The organism is Arthrobacter sp. HLT1-20 (genome assembly GCF_054510895.1).
On sequence record NZ_JBTNDR010000009.1, the window covers coordinates 44,007 to 68,142 of the forward strand.

Annotated in this window: 22 protein-coding genes; 10 read left to right on the plus strand and 12 right to left on the minus strand. The window is 62.5% G+C overall.

Annotated elements, in window-relative coordinates; translation table 11 throughout:
- Window positions 1-531: 531 nt before the first annotated feature.
- From ACX80Q_RS07085 to ACX80Q_RS07105, 5 genes are all read right to left on the minus strand, one after another.
- The gene (locus ACX80Q_RS07085; protein ID WP_459329823.1) at window positions 532-1,470 is read right to left on the minus strand and encodes a hypothetical protein; all 939 of its coding nucleotides are present in this window, start codon (window positions 1,468-1,470) and stop codon (window positions 532-534) included.
- Window positions 1,471-2,244: 774 nt separating this feature from the next.
- A complete protein-coding gene (locus tag ACX80Q_RS07090; RefSeq protein WP_459329824.1) occupies window positions 2,245-4,707 on the minus strand; it encodes an Ig-like domain-containing protein in 2,463 nt (820 codons plus the stop codon).
- Window positions 4,708-4,733: 26 nt separating this feature from the next.
- Window positions 4,734-5,360: a hypothetical protein gene (locus tag ACX80Q_RS07095; protein WP_459329825.1), complete on the minus strand. Its 627-nt coding sequence runs from the start codon at window positions 5,358-5,360 to the stop codon at window positions 4,734-4,736.
- A 1,011-nt stretch (window positions 5,361-6,371) separates the two neighbouring features.
- Window positions 6,372-6,752, minus strand: a complete 381-nt coding sequence (locus ACX80Q_RS07100) for a response regulator transcription factor (protein WP_459329826.1) — start codon at window positions 6,750-6,752, stop codon at window positions 6,372-6,374.
- Between the two features lie 534 nt (window positions 6,753-7,286).
- Window positions 7,287-7,589, minus strand: a complete 303-nt coding sequence (locus tag ACX80Q_RS07105) for a hypothetical protein (RefSeq protein WP_459329827.1) — start codon at window positions 7,587-7,589, stop codon at window positions 7,287-7,289.
- A 395-nt stretch (window positions 7,590-7,984) separates the two neighbouring features.
- On the opposite strand from ACX80Q_RS07105, the gene ACX80Q_RS07110 reads away from it, so the two are divergent.
- The 3 genes from ACX80Q_RS07110 to ACX80Q_RS07120 all read left to right on the plus strand — a co-directional run bounded on the left by ACX80Q_RS07110 (window position 7,985) and on the right by ACX80Q_RS07120 (window position 10,037).
- On the plus strand, window positions 7,985-8,569 hold the full coding sequence (locus tag ACX80Q_RS07110) for a hypothetical protein (RefSeq protein ID WP_459329828.1): 585 nt from the start codon (window positions 7,985-7,987) through the stop codon (window positions 8,567-8,569).
- Between the two features lie 288 nt (window positions 8,570-8,857).
- Window positions 8,858-9,451 (plus strand): hypothetical protein, encoded by a 594-nt coding sequence (locus ACX80Q_RS07115; RefSeq protein ID WP_459329829.1) that lies wholly within the window; start codon window positions 8,858-8,860, stop codon window positions 9,449-9,451.
- A 1-nt stretch (window position 9,452) separates the two neighbouring features.
- Window positions 9,453-10,037 (plus strand): recombinase family protein, encoded by a 585-nt coding sequence (locus ACX80Q_RS07120; protein WP_459329830.1) that lies wholly within the window; start codon window positions 9,453-9,455, stop codon window positions 10,035-10,037.
- A gap of 809 nt (window positions 10,038-10,846) precedes the next feature.
- Here the strand turns inward: ACX80Q_RS07120 and ACX80Q_RS07125 are convergent.
- Together ACX80Q_RS07125 and ACX80Q_RS07130 are read right to left on the minus strand one after the other, a co-directional pair.
- The gene (locus tag ACX80Q_RS07125; protein ID WP_459329831.1) at window positions 10,847-11,152 is read right to left on the minus strand and encodes a hypothetical protein; all 306 of its coding nucleotides are present in this window, start codon (window positions 11,150-11,152) and stop codon (window positions 10,847-10,849) included.
- Window positions 11,149-11,424 carry a hypothetical protein gene (locus tag ACX80Q_RS07130; RefSeq protein ID WP_459329832.1) on the minus strand — a complete coding sequence of 92 codons (276 nt, stop codon included), beginning with the start codon at window positions 11,422-11,424 and terminating at the stop codon, window positions 11,149-11,151. The genes ACX80Q_RS07125 and ACX80Q_RS07130 overlap by 4 nt, the downstream gene beginning before the upstream one ends.
- A gap of 75 nt (window positions 11,425-11,499) precedes the next feature.
- Here ACX80Q_RS07130 and ACX80Q_RS07135 point away from each other — a divergent pair, with 75 nt between their 5' ends.
- Entirely contained in the window at window positions 11,500-12,144 is a 645-nt protein-coding gene (locus ACX80Q_RS07135) for a response regulator transcription factor (protein ID WP_459329833.1), read from the plus strand.
- A 380-nt stretch (window positions 12,145-12,524) separates the two neighbouring features.
- On the plus strand, window positions 12,525-13,754 hold the full coding sequence (locus tag ACX80Q_RS07140; protein WP_459329834.1) for an alpha/beta fold hydrolase: 1,230 nt from the start codon (window positions 12,525-12,527) through the stop codon (window positions 13,752-13,754).
- A 326-nt stretch (window positions 13,755-14,080) separates the two neighbouring features.
- Here ACX80Q_RS07140 and ACX80Q_RS07145 read toward each other — a convergent pair whose 3' ends face one another.
- Together ACX80Q_RS07145 and ACX80Q_RS07150 are read right to left on the minus strand one after the other, a co-directional pair.
- Window positions 14,081-14,707, minus strand: a complete 627-nt coding sequence (locus ACX80Q_RS07145) for a response regulator (RefSeq protein WP_459329835.1) — start codon at window positions 14,705-14,707, stop codon at window positions 14,081-14,083.
- Window positions 14,704-15,921: a sensor histidine kinase gene (locus tag ACX80Q_RS07150; RefSeq protein WP_459329836.1), complete on the minus strand. Its 1,218-nt coding sequence runs from the start codon at window positions 15,919-15,921 to the stop codon at window positions 14,704-14,706. The genes ACX80Q_RS07145 and ACX80Q_RS07150 overlap by 4 nt, the downstream gene beginning before the upstream one ends.
- A gap of 229 nt (window positions 15,922-16,150) precedes the next feature.
- Between ACX80Q_RS07150 and ACX80Q_RS07155 the strand changes: the two genes are divergently transcribed.
- Window positions 16,151-16,708 carry a GlcG/HbpS family heme-binding protein gene (locus tag ACX80Q_RS07155; RefSeq protein ID WP_459329837.1) on the plus strand — a complete coding sequence of 186 codons (558 nt, stop codon included), beginning with the start codon at window positions 16,151-16,153 and terminating at the stop codon, window positions 16,706-16,708.
- Window positions 16,709-16,717: 9 nt separating this feature from the next.
- Window positions 16,718-17,410, plus strand: a complete 693-nt coding sequence (locus tag ACX80Q_RS07160; protein WP_459329838.1) for an ankyrin repeat domain-containing protein — start codon at window positions 16,718-16,720, stop codon at window positions 17,408-17,410.
- A gap of 45 nt (window positions 17,411-17,455) precedes the next feature.
- Here the strand turns inward: ACX80Q_RS07160 and ACX80Q_RS07165 are convergent, their stop codons facing one another.
- Genes ACX80Q_RS07165 through ACX80Q_RS07175 form a run of 3 tightly spaced genes read right to left on the minus strand, consistent with a single transcriptional unit; the run spans window position 17,456 to window position 20,381 of the window.
- A complete protein-coding gene (locus ACX80Q_RS07165; protein WP_459329839.1) occupies window positions 17,456-18,268 on the minus strand; it encodes an ABC transporter ATP-binding protein in 813 nt (270 codons plus the stop codon).
- Window positions 18,268-19,329, minus strand: a complete 1,062-nt coding sequence (gene fepG, locus ACX80Q_RS07170; protein WP_459329840.1) for an iron-enterobactin ABC transporter permease — start codon at window positions 19,327-19,329, stop codon at window positions 18,268-18,270. The genes ACX80Q_RS07165 and fepG overlap by 1 nt, the downstream gene beginning before the upstream one ends.
- Window positions 19,326-20,381 (minus strand): iron chelate uptake ABC transporter family permease subunit, encoded by a 1,056-nt coding sequence (locus tag ACX80Q_RS07175; protein ID WP_459329841.1) that lies wholly within the window; start codon window positions 20,379-20,381, stop codon window positions 19,326-19,328. The genes fepG and ACX80Q_RS07175 overlap by 4 nt, the downstream gene beginning before the upstream one ends.
- 112 nt (window positions 20,382-20,493) lie before the next feature.
- Here ACX80Q_RS07175 and ACX80Q_RS07180 point away from each other — a divergent pair, with 112 nt between their 5' ends.
- From ACX80Q_RS07180 to ACX80Q_RS07190, 3 genes are all read left to right on the plus strand, one after another.
- Window positions 20,494-21,540, plus strand: a complete 1,047-nt coding sequence (locus ACX80Q_RS07180) for an ABC transporter substrate-binding protein (protein ID WP_459329842.1) — start codon at window positions 20,494-20,496, stop codon at window positions 21,538-21,540.
- 176 nt (window positions 21,541-21,716) lie between these two features.
- On the plus strand, window positions 21,717-23,240 hold the full coding sequence (locus tag ACX80Q_RS07185) for a SulP family inorganic anion transporter (RefSeq protein ID WP_459329843.1): 1,524 nt from the start codon (window positions 21,717-21,719) through the stop codon (window positions 23,238-23,240).
- Between the two features lie 119 nt (window positions 23,241-23,359).
- Window positions 23,360-24,076 carry an SRPBCC family protein gene (locus ACX80Q_RS07190; RefSeq protein ID WP_459329844.1) on the plus strand — a complete coding sequence of 239 codons (717 nt, stop codon included), beginning with the start codon at window positions 23,360-23,362 and terminating at the stop codon, window positions 24,074-24,076.
- Window positions 24,077-24,136 lie beyond the last annotated feature (60 nt).

A 24,136-nucleotide genomic window follows, 5' to 3' on the forward strand; every position in this document is an offset into this window, starting at 1 on the left:
CACCGCCGGCGCGACATACCTCGCGAACGCGCTCTCAACGGGCACGCGTCCACCTGAGGACCCTCGGCCGCGACACGTCGGACACCACGTGTCGGTCTCCCCCCAACACGTCGCACACGCACCAAGCGCGTCCGACAGTGCCTCGTTGCGCGCCCGAAGGACGGCGACCTCGTCATAGAGCCTACGCAGGACATCTGCCACCCCTGGATCCTGCCCGGCACCTTCAGGCTGCTCATCCTCTTCAGACACTTCGGCGTCGAGAGCGGTCGCCCCAGAGACGGACACGTTGTCAGCGGCAAGAGCCTCACGCTCACGACGCCTTCGCAGAGCGTCCAAGACCGCCGCGGTCATCGGGTCCTCGGGCCCTTTTGCGAGGAGATCGTCCATCGAAGGGCCCGCCGGAACAGGATCCCCGGCCAACTGAGCGAGCAGGAGCTGCTGCAGCGGGTCAACACCGGGAACGTTAGGTGCGTCCATGGTCGTGCCTCTCTTCATTGGTCAGCCGATCGCGCAGGCATCGGCTCCACACGTTCAGCCGTCATCCCGGTAGTAGGCAGCTTCCATCTCGTCATACATATCGTCGAGCCAAACCTCCTCATACGCCCCCTCCGGGGCAAGTACGGACACGGGCTGCGGCAGCGGAGAAGCCAGCTGCCCGTAAAGCCACTCAGCACGGTCCTCCTCGCTTGCGGTATCGAAACTCTCGTCGACATACGCCTCGAGATAGTCCTCGCCCGCGTAAGGTGACTGTTCCTCCCACTCGGCGGATGCGCGGGAGGCGAGCATGCTTAACAGGTTCGAGATAGCGGCGAGCGGGATCGGGTTCCCGTTCGCCGAAGGCACGGTGGGTGATCCAGCATTCCCCATCAGCATCGACGTGACGCCGCGCTGGACGGTCGGGCTGCCCAATGCATTAACGAGCTGGAAGATCGCACTGTTGGAACGTGCCGCACCCGCCGACCCGGTTGCTTGTTGTGGTGGTACAAATCCAGCTGTCAATCCGCCCGGCTGGGCAGAAGGGCTTCCACCCGGGGCTGACGGCCTGGGCGTTGCTGGGCCACTAGGTCGTGATGGTGCTGATAGGGCACTGCTCAGCCCGCCGACCAATCCGCCGGCCAGGGCACCCCATGGACCGAGCGCGGTGCCGGTCGCGGCGCCCGAGGCGACACCCGGCAATGCCCGGCCGAGGTAGGGTGCCGCTTGCTGGGCAACGCCGTTCACCGCGCGACCGACCCCTGACAGAGCGTTGCTGACGCCGTCGAAGAACCCTTCAGCCATTTCCAGCGTCGTACCGGCACCGAAGATGCCTTCGACGACCTCCTCGATTTGCTCCTGCGACATCCCCTGGTACTCCGGCGCTAAGGAGCGGTGGACGGTGGGATATGAAGCCGCCCAGCTAGACATGACCGAATAAAACGTCGACGGGCCGGCCAGCAATGCGTAAATCGACGGTGGCCAGATCTGGATCATCGCCCGCAACGGTCAGAATGTCCTCACTTAGATCCCATTGTGGGTACCTGTAACGAATTTCTAAACAAGTTGTCATAGTTGCATCCCTATCCCGACGCTCCTGACATTGTCTGCATGCCGGATCTGCAAAGTGTCGCACAGCCTGCGTTACTCGCGCGTTATTGATGGAGGTTGTCTTTTCCGTACTCGGTTGCACGAGTGTCAGCCCGACTGCACCGTTCATTCAGACCATTACGCTCTTGGCATTGTTCCCACAAGCGGAACCGGCAACCGGGGTGGTGGCTCACATCATTGGCCCTGCATCAACTCGATCGGGTCCGACGTTCCGGGCTGTCCGGGCTCAGTCTCCTTCGACAGCAGATCCTCTTCCGCCCACTGGGGACGCAACTTAGAGGCCACCCAATTGAGTGGTGAAGGTATCGACCGTTTTTGACGGGCCGGCCCGTCCAAGCTGGTGTAGTTTTCAGAAGTCGTCTGCACATGCACACGCTCTCACGGAATTCCGGTGTTGTGCAGACGACTCCGATCTGCATAAATACTGACGAATCTCGAATCTTTCCAACTTACCGCAATAGACAACTAGATGAAATTGCGGCCAGAAGTAGTATTCGTGTTGCCGTTGGCGCTAAGCGCTTTGGGGGTTGAGGTTCGGATGTGGCGGTAGATCGTCATTGGTGTGACATCGCAGTTCTCACTCCACCGTCCTTGGTTGGAGGCTTGTGTCTGAGGGGCTGCATTCGTGGCATGCCTAGGATGCCCAGGCATTCGTCTTGGCTAGAAATCCTTGTCGAGTGTGCCGGTTTCGGTTGCCGGTGCGAGGGAGCAGGCGGCGCCGGATGTGTTGGTGACGGAGGAGGTCGGTGTCCATACCATCGCGGCAGCCGTGCTGGAGGTGCGGAGGCTGCCGGTCCCGCTGATGGGGGCTCCTAGCGTCACTGTGACCACGGTTTTGGGGACCCCGGTAATGGTCACCGTGGTGGCCGTCATGGTGGCGTTGAAGGTGATGGTCTTTTTAGTCTTAGCGAAGTTGCCCTTCGTGTTGATTGAGCCAAGGTTCACTGTGCTGCCTGGCCGTTGGATATCCACGGTGTCCCCGCTGCTGCCCGTGCCCAGGCCTTGGAGGTTGCCGTCACGCAGCCGGACCGTCACCGGTAGGGCGGTGCCGGCCCATCCCGGGGTGAGGGATGCCAGATTGATCTGCTGGCTGTAAGTAAAGTTCAAGGTGTCGCCGGCGTCGAACTTGCCCAGGATTCCGGTGCCGTTGGAGGCTTGGATGTCGGCGCCGCGCAGGGGGCTGTTGTCCACGCGTCGCCCCGTCACAAGGGTAGAGATTGTTTCCTTGCCCACACCGTCAGTGAGGACTGCACGGAAGTCGTACATCCCGTCCGCCACGGTCCTCGTGTCCCAATCGCACACGTACGGTGTTGCTGCCCGGGTGCAGCGCGTGGTCCAGGTGTTCGTCCCGGCGGGCGATGACTGGATTTGGACACCGCCCACGCCCGCCGTCGAGTTCGCTGCTGCTGTTAGGGTTGCGCTTCCCGAAAGGTAGGTGCCCGGATCCTCCACCGACACCGATGACAGGGTGTTGTCTACTATCCTGTTGGCGACTGGGGCCGAGGTTGTGCTGTTGCCAGCCGCATCCGTGGTGGTAGCCCGGAAACTGTAGGAGGCGCTGGTCAGGGTTGTGGTGTTGAACCGGCAGGAATAGGGCGACTCCGTGACCGTGCAGAGCGGTGTCCAGGTGCTGGTGCCTGTGCGGGCGTACTGGATCTGCACCTGGTTGATGCCTGAGTGTGCGTCCGCGGCGACGGCGGTGAAGGTGCTGATGCCCCGCAACGGTGAGCCGGGATCGGTCATGGCCACCGTGGGTGCCAAGTTGTCTACGAGCACGTCGGTGATGGTTTCCGAGTAGGTGGAGGTGGCCCCGGAGACGGCAACGGCGCGAAGATCATAGGAATCGTTGGTGAAGGTGCCGGTGGGCCAGGTGCATTGGTAAGGGTCACCCAGGCTCTGGCAAAGCGTGTTCCACCTGTTGGCCCCCGCCACGGAGTATTCCGTCCGAACGGTGTAGGCGGTGCTGCCCGGACTGTACAACGTGGTAGCGAGATTCACGTTGCCACGCACGATCTCGTCGGGGTTGCTCAGAACCACTGCGAAGGTGTTGGCCACCGTGGTTTGGACGGTGGTTGAGGTGGCGGTGAGGCCGGAGTTATCGGTAGCAATGGCCCGCAGGCTGTAACCGCCATCCGGCAAGGCCGGGGTGTTCCACGAGCACGAATAGGGCTCAGCCAGGCGGGCGCACACTGTGGTCCATGCCCCGTTGGGTGGCAGGTATTGAATGGCCACGCTGCGGATACCCGTTTCGGTATCGCCGGCTTCCGCGGTGAGTGTGACACTTGCCCGGACCGTGGTCCCGGGGCTGGTCATGGTGACCGTTGGCGGCGTCCAGTCCGCGGCGGTGCCGAAGGTGTTGCCGGCGTTGGTTGTGGTGGCCGTAAAAGCTGCCAAGGAAAACGATGTGGAGGTTGCCAACACCAAGACGGTCAGGGCCGCCACGATGCCGACGGCGGCACTTGCCTTCCAGCGCCGGGATCGGCCATCGGGTGCCGACGGTCCGCCATCGTCCCCTTCGGCACGGCTGTCTGCGTCATCTGCATTTTCGGAGTCCTTGGAGTGGCGGGCGCCGAACACTGCCACGGCGATGGCGAGCAGCGTCAGCACGCTCCACCACGCCAGCGCGGGGAAGTTTCCGGTGCCCAGCCAGAGCCCGGGGAGCCCCACCCCGGGAATCAGGAGCCTGGCTTGGCCGGTGATCTGCCCGCGCTCCAGCGGGGTGCTATCCACCTCGGCGTTGGCGTCCCCGGCTGTCACAAAGGTGCCATCCGGGTTTTCGGCCACAACCCTGTGCAGCCTCGTCTTTTCCACTCCGCCGGGTTCGGCTTCCGCCGGGCTGGTGAACTCCACAACGCCGCCGACCGGGACCTGATGGGCGGCGTCGAAACCCGCCGCGAGCACAACGTCGCCGGCACTGATGTGCGGTTCCATCGACCCGCTCTGCACCACGGTGCCGTGCCAGCCCAGCAGGGCAGGCAGCACCGCAAACAGGGCAAGGCTCAACAACACGCCCAGATACAGCCGCGAGGCCACAGACGCTAGGAACAGCGCCCAGCCCTCTTCGGACAACAGCGGGCCCCACCAGGAGGGCTCCCGGGCGGACCCGGGTTCCTCCCGGTTCACAGGTTAAAGCTTCCGCAGCCTCCCGGTTACGGCAGTGTGGGGGACTCGTCGGATTGGAGCTCCCACACCAAGTCGAGGCCCACGCGGGCGCCCTGCAAGGCGTTGATCGCGTCCTGACTCATGCCCGTGGTATCGAACCGCCAGGTACCGCGGTAGCTTCGGGTTTCGCCGGGGGTGCCCGCCGTCACCCAGGGGGAGCCGCCGGTGGCGAAATCCCGGTTTGTCGCCGCCAGTGCGGCGAGGGTCATTTCCGGGGTGTTGTTGGTGACAGGTGTGAAGCCGGTGCAGTCATTGAACGAGCCGCCCGTGCCCTGCTCCAGGTCGAAGAAGATCCGATCCTCTAGACCCTTGGCGCTGATCAGGTTCTGCGTGTAGGGACGCACCACTCCCGGAACATCGGAACCGGAGGTGACAACGATGCATTTTTGGCCGGTCTGGCCGGGAACGATGTTCTCCACCGTGAAGGCGGCCGCACCTAGGTCGTCGTCGGTGAGGACGACGTTGCCGGTGCTCCAGGAACTGCCGGAGTTGCGGGTAGAAGCCGTGAAGGCGGCCTGGGATCCTTGCCAGACCATTCCACCGGCAATCAAGACAGCCAGCGGGGCGGCGCCGAACATGGCGATCTTACGGGTACGCGAAGAAGGAGTTTTCATGACTGAGACCTGTCTTGGAACCGAAGTAGTTATTGTACTTGCCCGGTTCGCCAAACGGACCCTCCCAGGTATCCACAAGCCCCCCAAGCGCTGATACTGCCAACTGTACGGCAATGTCAAGTTATTTATTGACTCTAGCTGCCACGTTCACGGCGCACCACCCTGCGACGAGACTCATCTAGAGTGCTCGTGTAATGGGGTGCGTGCCTCATTTGGAAAGTGTTCGCCTGCACAACCCCGAAAACAAGCGGCCCACCGTGCAGACGAATACTGCAAATCACAACCCCAGATTCTGGGACGTTGTGTCCAGTGGAGGACCCCCCCATGCGGGATGCGAATATTCCGTCTGGTGCGGCTTTATAAGAATTTCGAGTCTTCCGTCGTGGAGTCATTGCCAGACTCCCTCCAGGCTTTTCTTAGTTCTTCTAACAGTAAGGCGCCCGCAGAAATGAACGGAGTTCCGCTTTCACGTTCTTGGGGACAGCCTGCCGAAATTCCTCCTGCATCCTTTCTATTTCCTCCTCCAACACTGCCAGGAGTACATAGCTCGCTGCTTCGTCGCGGAGTGTCAATGTGGCTTGATAGGGGATGAATTCCATCGCTATTGTCTAACTTCTTTCTGAAACGTGGTTCACGATGATGTGCGGGTATATTCGTGTGAGCAGCATCAGGGCCACTTTCAGTGACGACGGAAGGCTCTTCAAACACCAAATCGTCGCCATGCCCCACTGTGGATGAGCTTCACTGTCTTCTTCACGGCGCACCCCCTTCCGAGCAGGTGCCGTCGGAGGATCGACCAAGGAAACTAAGAATCTTGCCGGGAAGTTACTACGGTGGGAATTCAGGAGTTTTGTGACTAGAACATGCTAGCGGGACGGATCAGGTCCCAGTATCGAGGCACGCAGACATTGCGGGAATAGATCCGACAGCACAGCGTATTTGACCGGTAGTCGTTGGAAGTGAGACCTCCGGCGAGACCCGGCCAGGCTCAGAGCCTCCGGCCTCTGATAATTAACACGCGGCTTGATTCGCCGGACATAGCTGGTCAGCGATTTCCCGTAACTGTTGGGGCCGAAATGGTTTAGTCAGGTACGCGGCCGCCCCTGAGGCCATGCCCGCCATCTCATCATCGGGCCCGGCACGGCCAGTCAGGAACAGCAGAGGGACTTTGGATACCTCCCGGATCTGGCGTGCGACTTCGTACCCACTCATGTCAGGCAAACCGATATCCAGGGTCACCAGCACAGGATCCAGACCTCCAGCAGCTACAACACCTTCTGAACCCGAAGCAACAGCATGGACTTCGAACCCAGCTCGGGTCAAAATAACGCTGATCAAATCTCGAATATCCCAGTCATCTTCGATAACTAGGCAAACTCCTCGCGAACTCATAGCATCCCCCCGGCGCCGTCAGCCCAAGTCTAAGCCCGATCCCTGCCAATGCCTCCAACCAAGGACGGTGGAGTGAGAACTGCGATGTCACACCAATGACGATCTACCGCCACATCCGAACCTCAACCCCCAAAACGCTGAGCGCCAACGGCAACACGAATACTACAACCGCCGAGTACGAGCGTGAGTCAATCATCAAACGTGCCATTGCCGGAATCGTCGCAGCAAAGGCTGGAGGGACACGGTTCAGTCGACCCCTATCCGAACCAGTTGTCATGGCCGACAACGTCGCGATCGCCAAGGAAGCCCGAGCGAAAGGGCGAACCGTACAGGAAGCAGCACTCCTCGTTGGATGGTCCCGCGCCACCTACTACCGCTATGCTGCCGGCAGGCCCGCGACAACCACCCAACACTCCCGCTACGGGGCCCTTGAGGGCTTATCGTGTAATTTCGTTCCATTACTACCAAGACGCCACCTAGGATACTTTTCGCGTCCCGTGCAATTTCCGGGTTGTCACCTTCACTGCACTTAATCTAGTGAAAGGGAAGCTCAGCACCTTGGTCATAGAGCAATACGCCCTGGGCGGGCGTCATGGTGAACCATTCACCACCTTGGTTGGCGGCGAAGATGATCATTCTTCGGCTCGAGTCCAGGGGATCGCCGTGGGGGTAAGACTCGCCATTGCCACAGGTCTGAGGCATTGAGGAGATCCGGACAGGACCCACCCCGGGATCGCCTTTGAGGATCTTCTCGACGGTGACCAGATGGGTCTGTGCCTTGTACCCGTAGGCGTTGGTCTCCCCGTCCCTGCCCGCCGGCTTTCCAATGAGCACCATGGCAGCGCTATCAAATTGTTCTTGAGGCGTTTCAAAATGGACCCAGTCAACACACGTTTCGGTAGTGCTGCCTGGCAGAATGCTGCAACCGGTTACGAGTAGTGCGGAGGACAAGATGAACGCTTGTGCCAGCACGGCATATCCCCTCATGTCATGAACTTACGCCTACTTGAAAACTCTGTCGAGGAGACTCTTCAAATCGGATTTGCTATGAGCTGCTGGCCTTACCCAACCCCTGACACGTAGGGGTGACGCGTAGACCGTTCCTGCTGCGGGCTGTGGCTACTCATGCCAATGTTCATGGCTCACGTGGAGGAGCTTGGCTGTCGAAGCGAGCTTAGAGGCAGGATTTGTTCACCGAAGCTCCGCGAACAGGACTCGAGTAATGTCGGAATATGATGCTCACTTCTTGCACCGAACATTCGGCTGCGGCATGGATCACTGACGCGGACCTACCATGGCAACAGCTAGTCACCTTCGGCCCATCCAGCTTCCCAGCGTATGCACGGCTGCGGTTCCTCCCTGACCCCCAATACATAGGCCAGAGCGAGGACACTGCTGAAGTCGGTGACGACCGACTCTCAGAAACTGAGCAACTTCGAGTGGTCATGATCGAATTGAGTACTCACAGTCGCACGCCGGACGATTTCTACTTCAGCTTCTGGGACGGTTGTTGGGGCTCTCCCTTTTCAGGCCCCAAGGTGGACGTACCGAATCGCTCATATTTTCTGTTCCGCGGCAATGTGTCCGAACTGGGCGAATGGAACATCGCTGGGCGTAAGAAGCACGCCCTTGGACCAGAAGAGCCCATTCCCGCGCTTATCTGGCCGGCGGATCACGCATGGTGTGTTGCCAACGACGTCGACCCGCATTGGGCTGGCATCGGAGCAAGACTCGAAGCCATTCACCAGTTGATGGCAGACCCTCGCCTGGACGTTGTTTTGGCCGATCCAACCCGGCCCCAGCCAACCTACCGGTAACGGGTCAGCCCGAAGTACCATGAAACAGCTCGGTCTCGGCAATGGCTGTATTCGAGAATCCTCCAGAGACGGATGATTGGAATTCGGAATTCACGCCGTTGACACCGTCCGGTTTGGGTTCCCCTGCGAGCAAGTAGTAGTTGTGCAGTCGAATTCGGACATCCGCGCACTCGTCTTCGGAAAATGACAGATGGCGCATAACTCGACGGCGAAAACTAATAAGTCGAGTGCGGAATCAAAGCTAGTCAAAAGGATGTTCGCATCGTTTTTGATGTGGAGGGGGTATTGATGGAACTTGCACAGTGGACGCCATGGGCGGTTGCCGGTGTCGCAGCGCTTGCACTCGTCTGGAATGCCTATCAGGTCTTGAACCGAAGGGCTGTCGCCTACACGAGAGCCTCCAATTTGCTGGGATTGGCCAAAACACTGAGCGAGTTGGACGTGGCTGCCATGGATAAAACAGAGATTGAGGAAGGGAAGATCCTCCATCAGCGCTCACTGGAGGGCGGGTTTTTCCATACTCAGCTTTATATTGGCCCCGCGATTCCTTGGATGACAAGCCACCGGATATCCACTGTTTTTTTCTCGGGCAGCTTTATCGCCCTATTCACGGCACCCCTCCAACAACCGCTGACGGGATCCTATGACGACGACGTATCGATTCTTGCTTCGCTGCTACCGGGGGTTTTGCTGCTGGCCACATCGGTATTTGTCTACTTCAGGGTTGATAGGAACAAGATGGTGTTGAAGCAACTTAAGGAACCTGCTCATCTCTTCCTTCTCCAGACAGGCGGCGATGATAGGGGCGGGTTCGTGAGTAGGTTTCACACGCTCATGATGTTTGCCGGGGGAACTTCTTCCAATGCAGAAAGGGATGTGTGAGATGGCAACATTGATCGGCTACGCCAGGGTGAGTGCAACGGAGCAGAACGTTGACCTGCAGCACGCTGCGCTCAACACCGCAGGTGCTTATCGGATCTGGACTGACTACGCCTCGGGCGCCACGGCGAACCGTCCACAGTGGCAGGAATGCCTGGACCATCTCCAGCCCGGCAACGTGCTTGTCGTGAACGACTTGTCCCGGTTGGGGCGAAACACTGCCGACCTAGCTGCGATCGTGAAGTCTCTTGCCGAGCGGAATGTGGGGCTCCGGTCCTTGGCGGAGACCTGGTTGGATAGCACCAACTCCCAGGGGCTGCTGATGTTCCGCTTCTTCTCCGCCATTGCCGAGTACGAGCGCAACAGACTCCGCGAACGCACCCTAGACGGCCCGAAAGCTGCCAGGGCCCGGGGTCGGGTTGGTGGGAGGCCGACGAAGATGACACCTGACAAGTCTGCCACGGCACAGGACATGCGCGCCAAGGGGCGGATGATCAAGGACATCGCGAAAACCATTGATGTCAGCGAGGCCACTGTGGTGCGGCACCTGTCCGGGGCGAGTAAGGACCAACGCCCCGCTACCGAGTAGGAGCTCGAGGTGTCCAACGCGGCCAACCAATCCCGACTCGGCTCCTACCGGGACTTCCTGATCCAAGGGAAAGGTCTGACAGACACAGCCACGGCGTTTAGTAGGCGGGAGATCATGGAAGCGGGCACTGGGCTGGTGACTATGTCAGAGAACCGGGTCGCCGACAGGTGTCCTCAGGGATCACTCGATGCCCAACATGCCGCACATCTCTGTTGATATAGCCTCAGGCAGCTTGGTGGGCCAGGCTGACTCATCGTCAACCTAAGTTGACATATTCATTACTATCGGGGCCGGGGCTGTCGGTACGTTGTTCAGCTGCGTGTCATTCGACGAGGGGGTCCCTGAATGCAGTTCGCCTCTTTGTGGATTGCAAGCCTGGCACACGGAACCCTAATCCACCCAGCCGGTGCGGCGGCCTTGGAAAACGGCATCACCAATGGCAAGGACTACCCGTGCAGACTAGCCCTATCCGCCAAGGAAGGATGGAGCCAAAATAGACTGGGACGCTGATTGCCACAAGGAAGGTAGCTGACGATTATGACTGAGCCGCCTGAAACCTACCGGATTGAATGAGAAACAACAGCAATATAGTAGCTATCGTTGTTGCGCCTGAGCCGCAGGATCAAAGGTCAAAAGCCATGAATGGCAGGTGTAAAGCGACCCTCGGGTCTAAAGCGGGGGTCGTCGGTTCAAATCTGGTGACAGGCCCAAGGAATTAAATTCGGCTCTGACCTGCTGCTGTGTTTAGGAAGTTGCCCCGCAATGTACCGGCGACCCTATGAGCGGGAAGGCTAGACCTTCTGGGTGGCTCAGCCGGCGGCCTTGTCGAAGCCGCCAAGTCGCTCAGCGGAAATAGGGTATCCAGCCCAGTGCCTGTCTCGGCTTGGAGGGAAAACCGTTGCGGCACTGAACATCCCATGGCGGTGACGGCCCGAGGCGACAGCCCACACCACGCGTACCCGGCTGCCAAGCTTGGCTTCAACGTATCCGTGGATCTCGATGCCGGCAGCACGGACCACCACCTTCCGCGCTATGGCGTGGAACCCGATCGAGGACTGGGCGGGACCGGGATCAACGGGACGTGGCCCAAGCTGTTGCGTGGTGGTGGGCGTCATGACTGCGCCACCAGGCCGTCCTCAGTGCCGGGGGCCGTTCCGGGGTTCTCTCGGTTGGGGTTGCTGCCGTTCTTGAGTACGAGTCGGTGGTGCTGCAAGGCCGCCACAATATCTTGCTCGCGCCGGGCCAGCGCCGCGAACTGTTCGGGCGTGACGACGCCTCTGCGTTCGTCCGCGGTCAGAGCCAGTTGCACGATCAGTTCCCGAACAGTTTCCTGGCCCAGGTCCTCGCCCTCGGGCATGATGCTGTTCCTGGTTTGAGTTGCATTCATCCCCGTAGCTTAGTTCCGGCTAGGGGTGAACTTCTTCACCCCTAGGGGTGGACTTTGGTGCCCTATAGTGAGGGCATGGAAAGCCTTCGCATCGCACTCGTCGATGACTATGAAATTGTGCTCCGGGGGCTGGAGATGATGCTCCGGTCCTACGGGGATACCGTGGAGGTCGTCGAACTTGACCTTAACCGTAGTGTGGCCCAACCCGTGGACATCACTCTTTACGATACGTTTGCCGCGACCCCCGGAGATGGTGAGGACGTGCATGAACTGGCAACAAATCCGCTGGCGGGCAAAGTAGTTGTCTATTCGTGGGATCTCGATGAAACCCGGGTTAAGGCTGCGCTGGCAAACGGTGCCAGCGGGTACCTCTCGAAAGGTCTGCCCGCCGCCCGCTTAGTTCACGCGCTTCACGATATTCACCGGGGTAAAGGTCAGGTCTTCCACGGACCCGGCGGACAGGCGAAAACGAGTCTTGGTGACTGGCCCGGCCGTGAAGAAGGTTTGACTCAACGGGAAGCCGAAGTCCTCGCACTCATCACCCAGGGGCTGAGCAATACCGAAATTGCCGACAGGGCCCAACTATCAATCAATACCGTCAAGACGTTCATCCGCAGCTGCTACCGCCGCATTGGCGTACCGAACCGCGCCAACGCCATCCTCTGGGGCCTCGAGCACGGGTTCTTTCCAGACCACAAGCGAGTCCGCCCGCGGCCATAAAGAAGAACCCTGAACAGGTAGCCCTCTGAAAAGCACTACTTGCGCAGTGAGTGTGAGCACTCAAGTCACTGGGGGAGCCGGCGGTTCACAGGGAACCGGGGCGCAGCATCACGATCGTCGCCGCTGCGTAGCTTCGGAGGTAGTGCACCATCTCGCCACTTGACATGATTGACGGCCGCGAATCCGGATGACTGCAATTTCCCCGGGGGAGTCACAGCCCTGCAGAAAGCTGCCCGCTGGCACCGTCGCGGCAACACAGAGAGTGCTTTTCATTGGCTGGATCTTCCCATAGGATCTGGCTAAAGGCAGGCATTTTGCGGCTGCCCACACCTAGCCGAGGGGCCACGATGGCTGACAGGCCCGAATCGTCCGGAACTTCCATGGCTAAAAGCGACAAATCCCGCCGCACCAGAAAGCGCAGCACCACGCGCAGGGTGATCGCTTGCGGCCTGATCGCGGCAGTGCTCCTGGTGGCTCCGGTAGCCTCCCGGCTCATTGATTTTGGCGTCCGGGTCGGGGAAGGTGCCCTTGTCGAAACCGCTGTTGCCTCGTTTTACATCGCACCGACCCCGGCCGCGGCCGCCCCGGGAACAATCGTCCGGCAGGAACGAGTCGCGGCAGCCCCCGACGGTGCCATCGCGTGGCGGGTGCTTTACCACTCCACCGACGTTGACGGAAAAGACACGCTTGTTTCCGGGATGATCATCGCTCCAGCCACTCCCGCCACAGCGAATAACCGCACCGTCGTGTCCTGGGCGCACCCCACCACGGGCACCGCGCCACGGTGTGCGCCATCCAGTGGCGTTGCGCCGTTTGTGTTTATCGAAGGACTCTCAAATTTCCTCGCCGCCGGGCATGTGGTGGTGGCCACCGACTACGCCGGTATGGGCATCGCCGGTCCGCCGTCGTTCTTAATCGGTGCCACCGAGGCTGCCAACGTTCTCGACATTGCGCGCGCTGCCCGTGCCATCCCGGAGACGGGCGCCAGTAGCCGGGTCGTCTTGTGGGGTCATTCCCAGGGCGGGCACGCCTCGATCTTTGCGGCCAAACGGGCGGCGAGCTACGCACCCGAGCTGTCCATCGCCGGGATCGCTGTTGCGGCGCCAGCCACAGACTTAGGAGACCTCCTCACCGCAGACATTGGTGATGTGTCCGGTGTCACGATCGGGGCCTACGCCTTCACATCCTACGCAAAGGCTTACGCCGCGCGCCTGCCGCAGGATCCCCTCGCCACGATCCTGACGCCGGCCGGCGCCGCAGCGGCACCTCGGATGGACGCTCTCTGCTTGCTGGGCCAGAACAGAGAGCTGCATGCCATTGCCGATCCGCTCATTGGCGCATTCGTCTCCGCCGACCCGAGCAAAGTGCCGCCGTGGAACCAAATCCTCGCGGAGAACACCCCCGACAACACTCCGCTGCCCATGCCACTCTTTGTGGCACAAGGAGCCAAGGACACCCTCGTCAGGCCTGCGATCACGGCCAGCTTCGTCGCAGCCCAGATGGCGGCCGGAACCACCGTTGAATCCCATGTGCTGCCCAACGCCACTCACGCAACAGTCGCACTGGACGCCATGCCCGACTTGATGACATGGATGGCAGCGTTGCGGTGAACGCGAGCCAGATCCTCCGGCCAGTTTGCCAATGAAGCCGGTCACCCCCGCATGGAATCGTTCTGCGGCCGCTATCCCAATATGCTCTGGCAGCCGAATACCCACGAGTACGACGTCGGGCGCCAGCGCCGGTGCGCCGCGCACGGCCTGGCGCGCCGGGACAATGAAAACGAGGAGCTGCGGTGCTCGCCATGGAGTTGACCGGCAGCTTAATTGGTGAAGGCAGTTGCCAGTCAGGCTGTGAGCCACAGGATTGAGCAGTATGTGCGGAGGGTCCCATGGTGCCGCTCCCAGGGACGGGTGCGGCGGTAACCCAGCTGAGCGCCTTAGCGCATGCCCTCGCGCCTGATGGCTGTGGAGATGGCACCGGCCCGGCTCTCCACTCCGAGCTTGGCGTAGATGTGCGCCAAATGTGTCTTCACGGTGGCCTCGGAAATGAACAGCCGCTGGCCCAGTGCCTTGTTGCTCAGCCCCTCCGTCAGCAGGCTCAACAGCTCCGCCTCCCTGGGCGTGAGCACCTCGTCGGGGTTGCGCAGCTGCTGAAACAGCCGGGATGCCACCGGGGCGCTCATGACGCTCTTTCCCTGGACCGCGCCCCGGACAGCCGCGAAAATCTCCTCCGGTGCGGCGTCCTTGAGCAGGTACCCCATGGCGCCGGCGTCCACGGCCCGGACAATATCGGCGTCGGAATCGTAGGTGGTGAACACAATGACCGCCTGCTTGTTGTTGAGCCGCCGCACCGCCTTGATGGTCTCAATGCCGTCCATCCCGGCACCCATGGCGAGGTCCATGATGATTACTGCGGGGCTGTGCTCCGCCACGGCCAGCAGGGCTTCCTCCCCGGATGCGGCCTCCGCAACAACGCTGATGTCCGGCTGGGTGCCCAGCAGGGCCTTGAGCCCGCTGCGGACCACCATGTGGTCGTCCACCAAAAGAACAGAAATAGTAGTCATGCGTCGTTTTCCTCCGTGGGAAGCTGCGCGGCAACGATGGTTCCCTCGCCGGGCGTGCTTTCCACCGAGAATACCCCGCCCAGCTGCTCCACGCGCGCCCGCATGGCCCGCAATCCATAGCCGCCGGATTCCGACGGCGGGGCGGTGACGCCTGGGTCGAAGCCGTCGCCGTCGTCGTAAATGTCCAGGGTGAGCGTGCCCGGCAGATACCCCAAAGTCACCGTCGCGTGGGCAGCGGCGGCGTGCAATTTGATGTTGGCGGCGGCGCTCTGGACCACCCGGAGCACGGCGTGCCGGACTTCGGGGGCCACGTGGCGCTCCACCCCGATCACCTGCACCTCAACCTCCGGAACGTACATCGAGGCTGCCTGCCGCAGGGCGTCGGCCAGTGGCACGGCGTCCAGCCCCGGCGAGGCCAGCTCGTGCACCAGGTTCCGGGTTTCGGCAAGGTTGGCCCGCAACAGGGCGCCGGCCCGGTCCACATCACCCTTGGCGGCGGCGCTGGGCCACGTCCTGGTGGCGGCCTCCAGCAGCAGCAGACTGCTGGCAAGGCCCTGGGTCACGGTGTCGTGGATTTCCCGCGAAACGCGCTCGCGTTCGGCCACCGCACCGGCCCGGCGCTCGCTGGCCGCGAGCCGGTCCTGGGCCGCTGACAGTTGCGCCAACAGACGGCGCTGTTCGCGGGCGTCGTGCTCAATCCTGTCGTAGATCAGCGTCAACATGGCGCCCACAGCCAGCGGCCCCAGCAGCATGGCAATGTCGCTGCCACCGCTGAGCCTGAACAGTCCCGCGGATGTTGCCACCGCAATCACCCCGCCCGCCACGTGGGCAGCCCAGCCGGTTAAAGAGGTGCGGCAGAGGAAGAACACAGCAACGGAACACCACGCAAAACTTGGCGCCACCACCACCAAGGCCGGCCACAAAGCAACCAGGGCAATCATCCACAAAACCCATGGTCGGCGCCGGCGGGCCAGCACAGCGACCACCGCGTAGACGGCGCACACGCCCACAGCAAGCGCCAGCACCCAGATGTTGTCCGCCGGCGGATGCCGCATGACGTATCGCAGCAGCGACGCCACAAGGAGCACCGCAAAGCCCAGATGCACCACCGCAGCAATCCTGCCCAGCTGGTGGGACGGAGTGATCGCTGATGCCTGGAGGCTGTTTACTGGCCCATCGAGGTGCGCAGAGGTGGCTGGAGGTGAAGGTGGCATGGTCCTGTTCCGGTACATAATAGGTGGTTCTCCCATGCTAGATCGTATGGCGTTGTGGCTCTCTCAACCTTTTGGCTGACAACGCCACCGCTTGGGATGAGCCAGCTCCAGCCCAAGGCCCGATGTGCCAGCAGGGCCGTCCGCGAAACCATAGAGACATGGCGCAGGCACCCAAAATGCCGGCCAGTCCCACTCAAGGCCCAGCATTCAAAGAACCCAGGAGACCACCATGAAGAAGTCCACCAAGCTCATGTCCGCTGCCGCCGTTGGCGCGTTGCTGCTCACGGGAGGCAGCACCTTGGTTGCCAATGCCGGAACCAGCTCCGCCGTGCCAGTGGCCAAACCTGCCGCGGATGTCCAGATAGCTGCCTCCAACGCAGTGCCCCAAAACCGGATTTCCGTTGGCGCCTCAGCACAAGCCGTGGGTGCGGCCCTGGCCAAATGTCAGGGCGACAAGCTTCCCTTCGTGACAGTTGCGCTGGTTGACCGTTTCGGCACCGTCCAGGCAATTCTGCGCGGTGACAACGCAGCCGAGCACACCATCGAAGCCGCCAAGGCCAAGGCCTACACCGCCGCCGCCTTCGGGGCACCCACCAGCGAGCTGGCCAAGCGCATCCAGGGCAACGGCCCCAGCATCGCGGACCTGCCCGGAACCCTGTTCCTGCCCGGCGGCGTTCCCTTGAAGGTCAACGGTGTCTCGGTCGCCGGGATCGGCGTGGGCGGCGCCCCCGACGGCATGCTGGACGAGGCCTGCGCAGCTGCCGGCGCCGCGGCCCTGATCAAGTAGCCTTTCCCCATGGCACCCTTCGCAGCTTCCAACCCACGCAGGCGCCTGTTGTTGGCGGCGGCAGTTTGTGCTGTGTTGCTCACTGCCTGCACAGCAGGTGAAGGCACGACGGCGGCAACCCAGGTGCCGCCGTCGTCCGCCGCCACGAGCCAATCACCCCCGCCCACCCCCGCACCGACCACCCGCGCTGCCCTGTCCAAGGAGGCCCAAATGGAGCTCGACCAGCAGCTGATTCTCGCCGCAAAGGCCAACGACCTGCCCCTGGTTGAGCGGCTCATCGAGGCGGGCGGCAACGTCAATGCCAAGGATTCCCTTCAAGACTCGGCATTCCTGTACGCCGGAGCCGAGGGGTTCAACGAGATCCTGGAGCTCACGCTCGCCCACGGGGCCGATGTGTCCAGCACCAACCGCTACGGCGGGACCGCCCTCATCCCGGCGAGCGAGCACGGGCATGTGGAGACGGTGCGGATCCTGATCGCAGCGGGAGTTCCGGTCAACCATGTCAACAACCTTGGCTGGACGGCCATGCAGGAGGCTGTTCTGCTCAACAACGGCGGCCCCAGGCAGCAGGACGTTGTCCGGCAACTGCTGGACGCCGGTGCCGACCCGGACCTGAGGGACCCGCAGGGCCGCACTGTCCTGGAAAACGCCCAGCGCCTGGGCTTTTCGGAGATCGCGGAGATCATCAGCGCGCACCGCTGAGTTGCTGGCGGACCCTGCCCGGAGCCAAAGCAGCCCGGTCATCCCTCAGGCGGTGCGGGGCCGACCCAACGGGATGACCAGCGGCGTGTGGGAGACCGGGTCTTCAATGATCCTGCACGGCATGCCAAACACTTCCTCCACGAGTTCCTCGGTGATGATGTCAGCCGGGGCGCCCTCGGCCACCACTGCGCCGTCCTTCATGGCGATGATGTGGCTGGCGTAGCGGCTGGCATGGTTGAGGTCGTGCAGCACGGCAACCAGCGTGAAACCCTTGTCCTGGTTCAGGTCCCGGCACAGCTCCAGCAGTTCAATCTGGTGCGCAATATCCAAAAACGTGGTGGGCTCATCCAGCAGCAACAGGGGAGTCTGCTGCGCCAACACCATGGCCACCCACACCCTTTGCCGCTGCCCGCCGGACAGCTCATCAACAAGCCGCCCTGACAGTGAATCCACCCCGGTGGCAACCATGGCATCGACCACGGCGGCCTCATCCGCAACGCTCCACTGCCGCAACAGTTTTTGGTGGGGGTAGCGGCCGCGGGCCACCAGATCGGCCACCGTGATGCCGTCCGGGGCAATTGATGACTGCGGCAGCAGACCCAGTTTCCGTGCCAACTCCTTGGCCGGAAAGGCCGCCACCGACTTGCCGTCCAGCAGGACCTGCCCCGTGCGCGGCTTGATGAGCCGGGCCAACGCCCGCAGCAGCGTTGACTTACCGCACGCGTTGGGGCCCACGATCACAGTGAATGAGCCCTCGGGGATCTGGACGTTCAGGTGCTCCGAGATGACCCGCTGATCGTAACCAATGGTCAGATCGGCGGCCTGCAGCCCTTGGTGGGTGGTCGTTGAGATACTCATTATTTCCTTGCTTCCCTGGCCAGCAGCCAGATCAAGTAAACGCCGCCAATGCTGACGGTCACCACACCCACGGGCAACTGGATGGGGGCAAACACTCTCTGGGCGGCCAGATCGCTCGCCACCAGCAGCAGCGACCCCACCACGGCGGAAGGCAGCAGGGAGATGCCGGCGTTGCCGCACATCCGGCGGGCCAGCTGCGGGGCAGCCAGGGCCACGAAGGCGATGGGACCGGCCACGGCGGTGGCTGCGGCCGTCAGCGCCACCCCAAGGATCAGCAGCAGCAAGCGGGTGGGTTCGGCCCGGACGCCCAAGGCGCGGGCGGCGTCGTCGCCCATTTCCAGCATCCGCATCCTCGTGGAAACACCCAGCGCGGCCACCGACACCAGGACGACGGCGGCCATGGCCGGACCCGCCGCAGCCCACGTGATCCCGTTCAGGGAACCTGCACCCCACACGGCCGCGGCCATCGCCGCCTCAAGCTCAGCCTGCAGGATGAGCCAGTGGTTGAAGGCCGCGAGCATGGCACTCACCCCGATGCCCACAATGATGAGCCGGAAGCCGTGCGAGCCGCGCCGAAACGCCAGAAGATAGACCGCCAGGGCCGTGAGGATGCCGCCCACGAGTGCCCCTGCTGCGACCTGCCAGAAGCTTCCGCCGACGGCCAGAATGACCAGCAACGCCCCAGTGTAGGCGCCGGTGTTGAAACCGATGATGTCCGGGCTGCCCAGCGGATTCCGGGTCAGCGACTGGAAAATGCCGCCGCTCATGCCCAGCGCGGCGCCCAGAAACAATGCCATGAGGACGCGCGGAAGCCGCCACTGGGTCACCACAGTCTGGGCCATGGGATCGCCGCCGCCGGTCAAGGCGTGCAGGACCTCGGGCAGCGGGACGGCGAAGTCGCCCGTGGCCAGGGCCACGGCAGACAGGATCAACGCCAACACCACCACCGCGATGCAGACCAGCACGGTGCGGGTCTCGAAGCGGAAACTGGCAGCACCTGCCGGCGCTCGCAGCAGCAGGGTTTGCCGGCCGAAGTCCACCGCCGGGCGTGAAATACTCACAGGCCGCTCACCTTCTTTCGGCGGGCCAGGGCAATCAAAACTGGTGCTCCGATGAATGCCGTGACCACGCCCACCGGCAGCTCACCGGGAACAGCAATGCGGCCAATCACGTCGGATACCAGCAACAGGATGGGGGAGAAGAGCAGTGTTGCCGCCATGATCCACCGCTGGTCAGGCCCCATGACCCAGCGAGCCACATGGGGAACCATGAGTCCCACGAAGCCAATGGCGCCAACGGCTGCGGTGGCAGACCCGCTCAGGAGCGTGATGGCCAGGACGGCCAGAATGCGGGTGCGGTTCACATTGCTGCCCAGTGACGTGGCGAGATCGTCGCCCAAAGCCATGGCGTTCAGCCCGCCCACGGTGAGCAGTGCCACCAGCAGCCCGGCCGCCATGAACGGCGCTACCGTGGCCACCATGTCCATACTGCGCTGATCCAAGGACCCAATGCTCCAGGACCGCAGGTGGTCGAACGCCTTCGGGTTGAGCAGGGTCAGGCCCGAGCCAATGCCTGTCAGCACCGCTCCCAGCGCCACCCCGGCAAGGGTCAGCCGGATCGGGTTGACCACGTTGCGCCCGGACGTGCCGATCAGGTAGACCGCAACGGTTGCCAGAACCGCGCCGGCAAAGGCGAACCAAATGTAGGCCGTGAGGGAGGAGATGCCCAGCAGGCCAATGGCAATGATCATGGCAAACGACGCCCCGGCATTGACGCCAAGGATGCCGGGATCCGCCAGAGGATTGCGGGTGATGGCCTGGATCAGGGCGCCTGCCACGCCCAGGGACAGCCCCACCCCAATGCCCATGAGGGTGCGTGGCAGGCGGCTTTCGAGAACGATCGCATGGCTTACGGTGTCGTGGGGATTCACGAAGGCAGCGACCACGTCGGCGACGGGGATAAATTTGGCGCCCACGCCCAGGCTGAGCAAGGATGCGCCAAGGAGTGCCACGGCAGCAACCACCAGAATGAGCAAGCGCCAGCTGGGTTTCCTTGCCGCGCCGTGGGGCGTGGGAGCCGCGCGGTGGGACCGCTCAAGGCTTGGGGTTGTCACATGGGGCACTGTGGACCGCTCCGGGTGGGTGAAATAAAGGTGGGCGCGGCCGCCTTGGTGACCCCCATCACTCGCCGCCGGACCTGCGCTTTAATTAGGTTAGCCTTAGTCCGTGAAAAACAACGATTCCGCGGCCCAGCCGCCCTCCCTCCTCCGCACCCGGCGCCTGGTATTGCGCGCAGTTGGCGCCACCTTGGCCATCACCCTGCTGGCTGGCTGCGGTGCTGACGCCACCACCGGAGCCGGCAACGCGGAGGTGGCCACCGGCGGATCCAAGTTCACTACCGCTGATGTGGAAACCGCCAAGCTCGGCACCGACGCCGCCCCCGGCGTGTTCCCCCGCGTCATCAAGCACGCCAGCGGTGAAACAACCATCGAGAAGAAGCCCACCCGTGTGGTGGTCCTGGACACCGGCGAACTAGACGATGTCCTCTCCCTGGGGATCACGCCCGTGGGCATCCCCACCACCGAAGGCAAGAACTCCATCCCCAGCTACCTGGCCGCCAAGGTGGAAGGCGTGGCCACCATTGGCACCATCCAGGACCTGAACCTGGAAGCCATTGCCGCGCTCAAGCCGGACCTCATCCTTGGCAGCAAACTTCGCGCGGACAAGCTGTACACCCAGCTCTCCGCCATTGCCCCCACGGTCTTCAGCATCCGCCCCGGATTCCCCTGGAAGGAAAACTTCCTGCTGGTGGGCAAGACCCTCGGCACGGAGCAGCAGTCGGTTGACATCCTCAATGACTACCAGGCGCAGGCCGAGGCGCTAAACAAGGACGTCACGGGGGATCCGAAGATCTCCCTGGTCCGCTTCATGCCCGGCAAAATCCGCCTGTACGCCAACAAGTCATTGATTGGCGTGATCCTCAAGGATGCCGGCCTGGCCCGCCCGGAGAACCAGAACATCGATGAACTGGCGGCGGAAATTTCCGCCGAGAACATTGACCAGGCCGATTCCGACTGGGTTTTCTACAGCAGTTACGGCGATCCGGCCACCACCGGCGAGCAGACAGTGGTGGACGGACCCATCTGGTCCAAGCTCAGCGCCGTCAAGGCCGGCAACGCCAAGGCCATTGACGACGACGTCTGGTTCCTTGGGCTGGGCCCTGCCGGTGCGCAGTTGATCCTCACCGACTTGCGCGAGCTCCTGGTCAAGTAGGCCACTCAAGTAGGCCGGAGGCCCCCGTCCGTTGGTGGCCAGCGCGCCGGCTGGGAAACCAGCCGGGCGTTTGTGCAACTCCCGGCCACCACCCGCCACGCTAAAGTGGGGACTTGGGCCGGCATGCTTGCGCCCTGCCCCTCAACCCTGCCCCTCAACCCGTGAATGGAGCCGACGTGGCGCTCGGAAATGTTGCGCTGAAGTCGGCGCCCACACCCCAGGAATTGCAGTCGGTGTGGGGTGCACTGAAGTCCCCGCGGCGCCTGCGGACAGAGGTTTTGGCCGCCCTAGTGGTGGCCCTGGCACTGATCCCGGAGGCCATCGCCTTCTCCATCATTGCCGGGGTGGATCCGCGGATCGGGCTGTTTGCCGCCTTCACCATGGCAGTGACGATTTCCTTTGTTGGCGGGCGACCAGCCATGATCTCAGCTGCCACCGGCGCCGTGGCCCTGGTCATTGCCCCGCTCATGCGGAGCCACGGGCTGGACTACCTCATCGCCGCCGTCATACTGGCCGGCACCTTCCAGCTGGTCCTGGGGCTGGCCGGCGTGGCGCGGCTGATGCGCTTCATTCCGCGATCGGTCATGGTGGGGTTCGTCAATGCGCTGGCCATCCTGATTGTCATCGCCCAGCTGCCGGAATTGTTGGGCGTGCCGTGGATGGTCTACCCGTTGGCGGGCTTCGCGCTGCTGGTCATGTTTGGCCTGCCCAAGCTGAGCAAGGCGGTTCCTGCGCCCCTGGTGGCCATTGTTGTTTTGACCCTGTTTACGGTTCTGGCCGGAATAGTGGTCCCCACGGTGGGGGACAAGGGTGAACTGCCCGATAGCCTGCCGTCCCTCTTTGTGCCGAACGTCCCGCTGACCTGGGAGACGTTGCAGATCATTGCCCCGTTCTCGCTCGCCATGGCCTTTGTGGGACTGCTGGAATCCCTCATGACAGCCAAACTGGTGGATGACATCACCGACACCCGGTCCTCCAAGACCCGTGAGGCACTGGGCCAGGGCGTGGCCAATGTTGTCACAGGCTTCTTCGGCGGCATGGGTGGTTGCGCCATGATTGGCCAGACCATGATCAACGTCAAGGCCTCCGGCGCCCGCACCCGCATCTCTACCTTCCTTGCCGGGGTATTCCTGGCTGTGCTGGTGATCATGCTGGGAGATGTGGTGGCCCTGATTCCCATGGCCGCACTGGTGGCCGTCATGATCTTTGTTTCCCTCGCCACCTTCGATTGGCACAGCATCCGCCCAGCCACCTTGAGAATGCTGCCCAAGAGCGAGACCGCCGTCATGGTGGTCACGGTTGCCGTGGTGGTGGCCACACACAACCTCGCCATTGGGGTGGGGGTGGGTGTCCTGGTTGCCATAGTTCTGTTTGCCCGCCGGGTGGCGCATCTGGTGGCGGTGGAGCGGACGGTGGCAACCGTCAACGGCCGTGAGGTGGCAAGCTACCGCGTAATTGGGGAGCTTTTCTTTGCCTCCTCCAATGACCTGTATTCGCAGTTTGACTACGCGCTAGATCCCGACCAGGTGGTCATTGACCTCAGCGCGTCCCACGTATGGGACGCCTCAACCGTTGCAACGCTCGATGCGATCACCGCCAAGTACCGCCGTCACGGCAAAACAGCCACCATTACCGGCCTCAACGTGGCCAGCGCTCGCATGCATGACCGTCTCGCCGGAAAACTTGGCGCGCAGGACTAACTCACGCGCCGCCGTCGTGCCATCCAGCGACAAAGTTCCAGCGACAATGTCACACCACGGGAGCATAATGGCTGGTAGTTGAACAGCGATTCCCCGGCGGCCATGATGAGGAGCAGCAGATGACCAAGGAATTCAAGATTGTCCATGAGCAGCAGATTGACGGCACCCCCGAGCAGGTGTTTGCTGCGGCCACCGAAGGCAGCGCGGGCTGGCTGTGGCCCGTGGACATTGAGCTGAAGCTTGGCGGTGCGGGTCCCTTCGGGAGCACCGTCACGGCGTGGGATCCGCCGCATCGCTACGCGAACCACATGGACGGCGAGAACGGGTTTTACAACACCTTGGAGTTTGACATTTCCGGGCGCCCCGGCGGGAAGTCATGGCTGCGCTACGTGCACAGTGGTGTCATCTTCGAGGACGAGGAGAACCAATACCAGGGCGCCCAGCAGCACACAGCCTTCTACCAGCACACCCTGGCCCAGGTGGTGAAGTACTTCCCGGGCAGGCAGGCCAGCTTCGCGGACGTCCAGGGCCCGGAAAGTTCGGGTGCGCCCGATGCCCTGCTGCGGGTCAAGGCCGCACTGGGGATTTCCGACGCCGAAGCCGGGCACCGCGTCAGCGTCACCATTGCGGGGCTGGGGCAGGTGGACGCCGAGGTGGACTACCTTGCCGAAAACTTCGTGGGCCTGCGCACCGAGAACGCCATGTACAGGGTTTTTGGCCGCAACGCCTTTGGCTCGGTGGTGGGCATGACCGTCCATCTCTTTGCCGACGGGGCAGACGCCGACGCGGAGGTCGCGGCCTGGGGTGCCTGGCTGGACGGGCTGTTCCAGGGCTGAGCAGCAGCCGCGGGGCGGAAAATGGCGACGCCCCTGCGCGCGTTGCTTGCGTTGCCTGCC

Excerpts from the sequence above, each read along its gene's own strand:
- ACX80Q_RS07155 (WP_459329837.1), top strand. The coding sequence starts at position 16,151 with ATGAAGAAGTCCACCAAGCTCATGTCCGCTGCCGCCGTTGGCGCGTTG.
- ACX80Q_RS07125 (WP_459329831.1), bottom strand. The coding sequence starts at position 11,152 with ATGACGCCCACCACCACGCAACAGCTTGGGCCACGTCCCGTTGATCCC.
- ACX80Q_RS07120 (WP_459329830.1), top strand. The coding sequence starts at position 9,453 with ATGGCAACATTGATCGGCTACGCCAGGGTGAGTGCAACGGAGCAGAAC.
- ACX80Q_RS07130 (WP_459329832.1), bottom strand. The coding sequence starts at position 11,424 with ATGAATGCAACTCAAACCAGGAACAGCATCATGCCCGAGGGCGAGGAC.
- ACX80Q_RS07095 (WP_459329825.1), bottom strand. The coding sequence starts at position 5,360 with ATGAAAACTCCTTCTTCGCGTACCCGTAAGATCGCCATGTTCGGCGCC.
- ACX80Q_RS07140 (WP_459329834.1), top strand. The coding sequence starts at position 12,525 with ATGGCTAAAAGCGACAAATCCCGCCGCACCAGAAAGCGCAGCACCACG.
- ACX80Q_RS07105 (WP_459329827.1), bottom strand. The coding sequence starts at position 7,589 with ATGGTGCTCATTGGAAAGCCGGCGGGCAGGGACGGGGAGACCAACGCC.
- ACX80Q_RS07190 (WP_459329844.1), top strand. The coding sequence starts at position 23,360 with ATGACCAAGGAATTCAAGATTGTCCATGAGCAGCAGATTGACGGCACC.
- ACX80Q_RS07100 (WP_459329826.1), bottom strand. The coding sequence starts at position 6,752 with ATGAGTTCGCGAGGAGTTTGCCTAGTTATCGAAGATGACTGGGATATT.
- ACX80Q_RS07160 (WP_459329838.1), top strand. The coding sequence starts at position 16,718 with ATGGCACCCTTCGCAGCTTCCAACCCACGCAGGCGCCTGTTGTTGGCG.
- ACX80Q_RS07145 (WP_459329835.1), bottom strand. The coding sequence starts at position 14,707 with ATGACTACTATTTCTGTTCTTTTGGTGGACGACCACATGGTGGTCCGC.
- ACX80Q_RS07115 (WP_459329829.1), top strand. The coding sequence starts at position 8,858 with ATGGAACTTGCACAGTGGACGCCATGGGCGGTTGCCGGTGTCGCAGCG.
- ACX80Q_RS07135 (WP_459329833.1), top strand. The coding sequence starts at position 11,500 with ATGGAAAGCCTTCGCATCGCACTCGTCGATGACTATGAAATTGTGCTC.
- ACX80Q_RS07150 (WP_459329836.1), bottom strand. The coding sequence starts at position 15,921 with ATGCCACCTTCACCTCCAGCCACCTCTGCGCACCTCGATGGGCCAGTA.
- ACX80Q_RS07110 (WP_459329828.1), top strand. The coding sequence starts at position 7,985 with ATGATGCTCACTTCTTGCACCGAACATTCGGCTGCGGCATGGATCACT.
- ACX80Q_RS07085 (WP_459329823.1), bottom strand. The coding sequence starts at position 1,470 with ATGATCCAGATCTGGCCACCGTCGATTTACGCATTGCTGGCCGGCCCG.
- ACX80Q_RS07165 (WP_459329839.1), bottom strand. The coding sequence starts at position 18,268 with ATGAGTATCTCAACGACCACCCACCAAGGGCTGCAGGCCGCCGATCTG.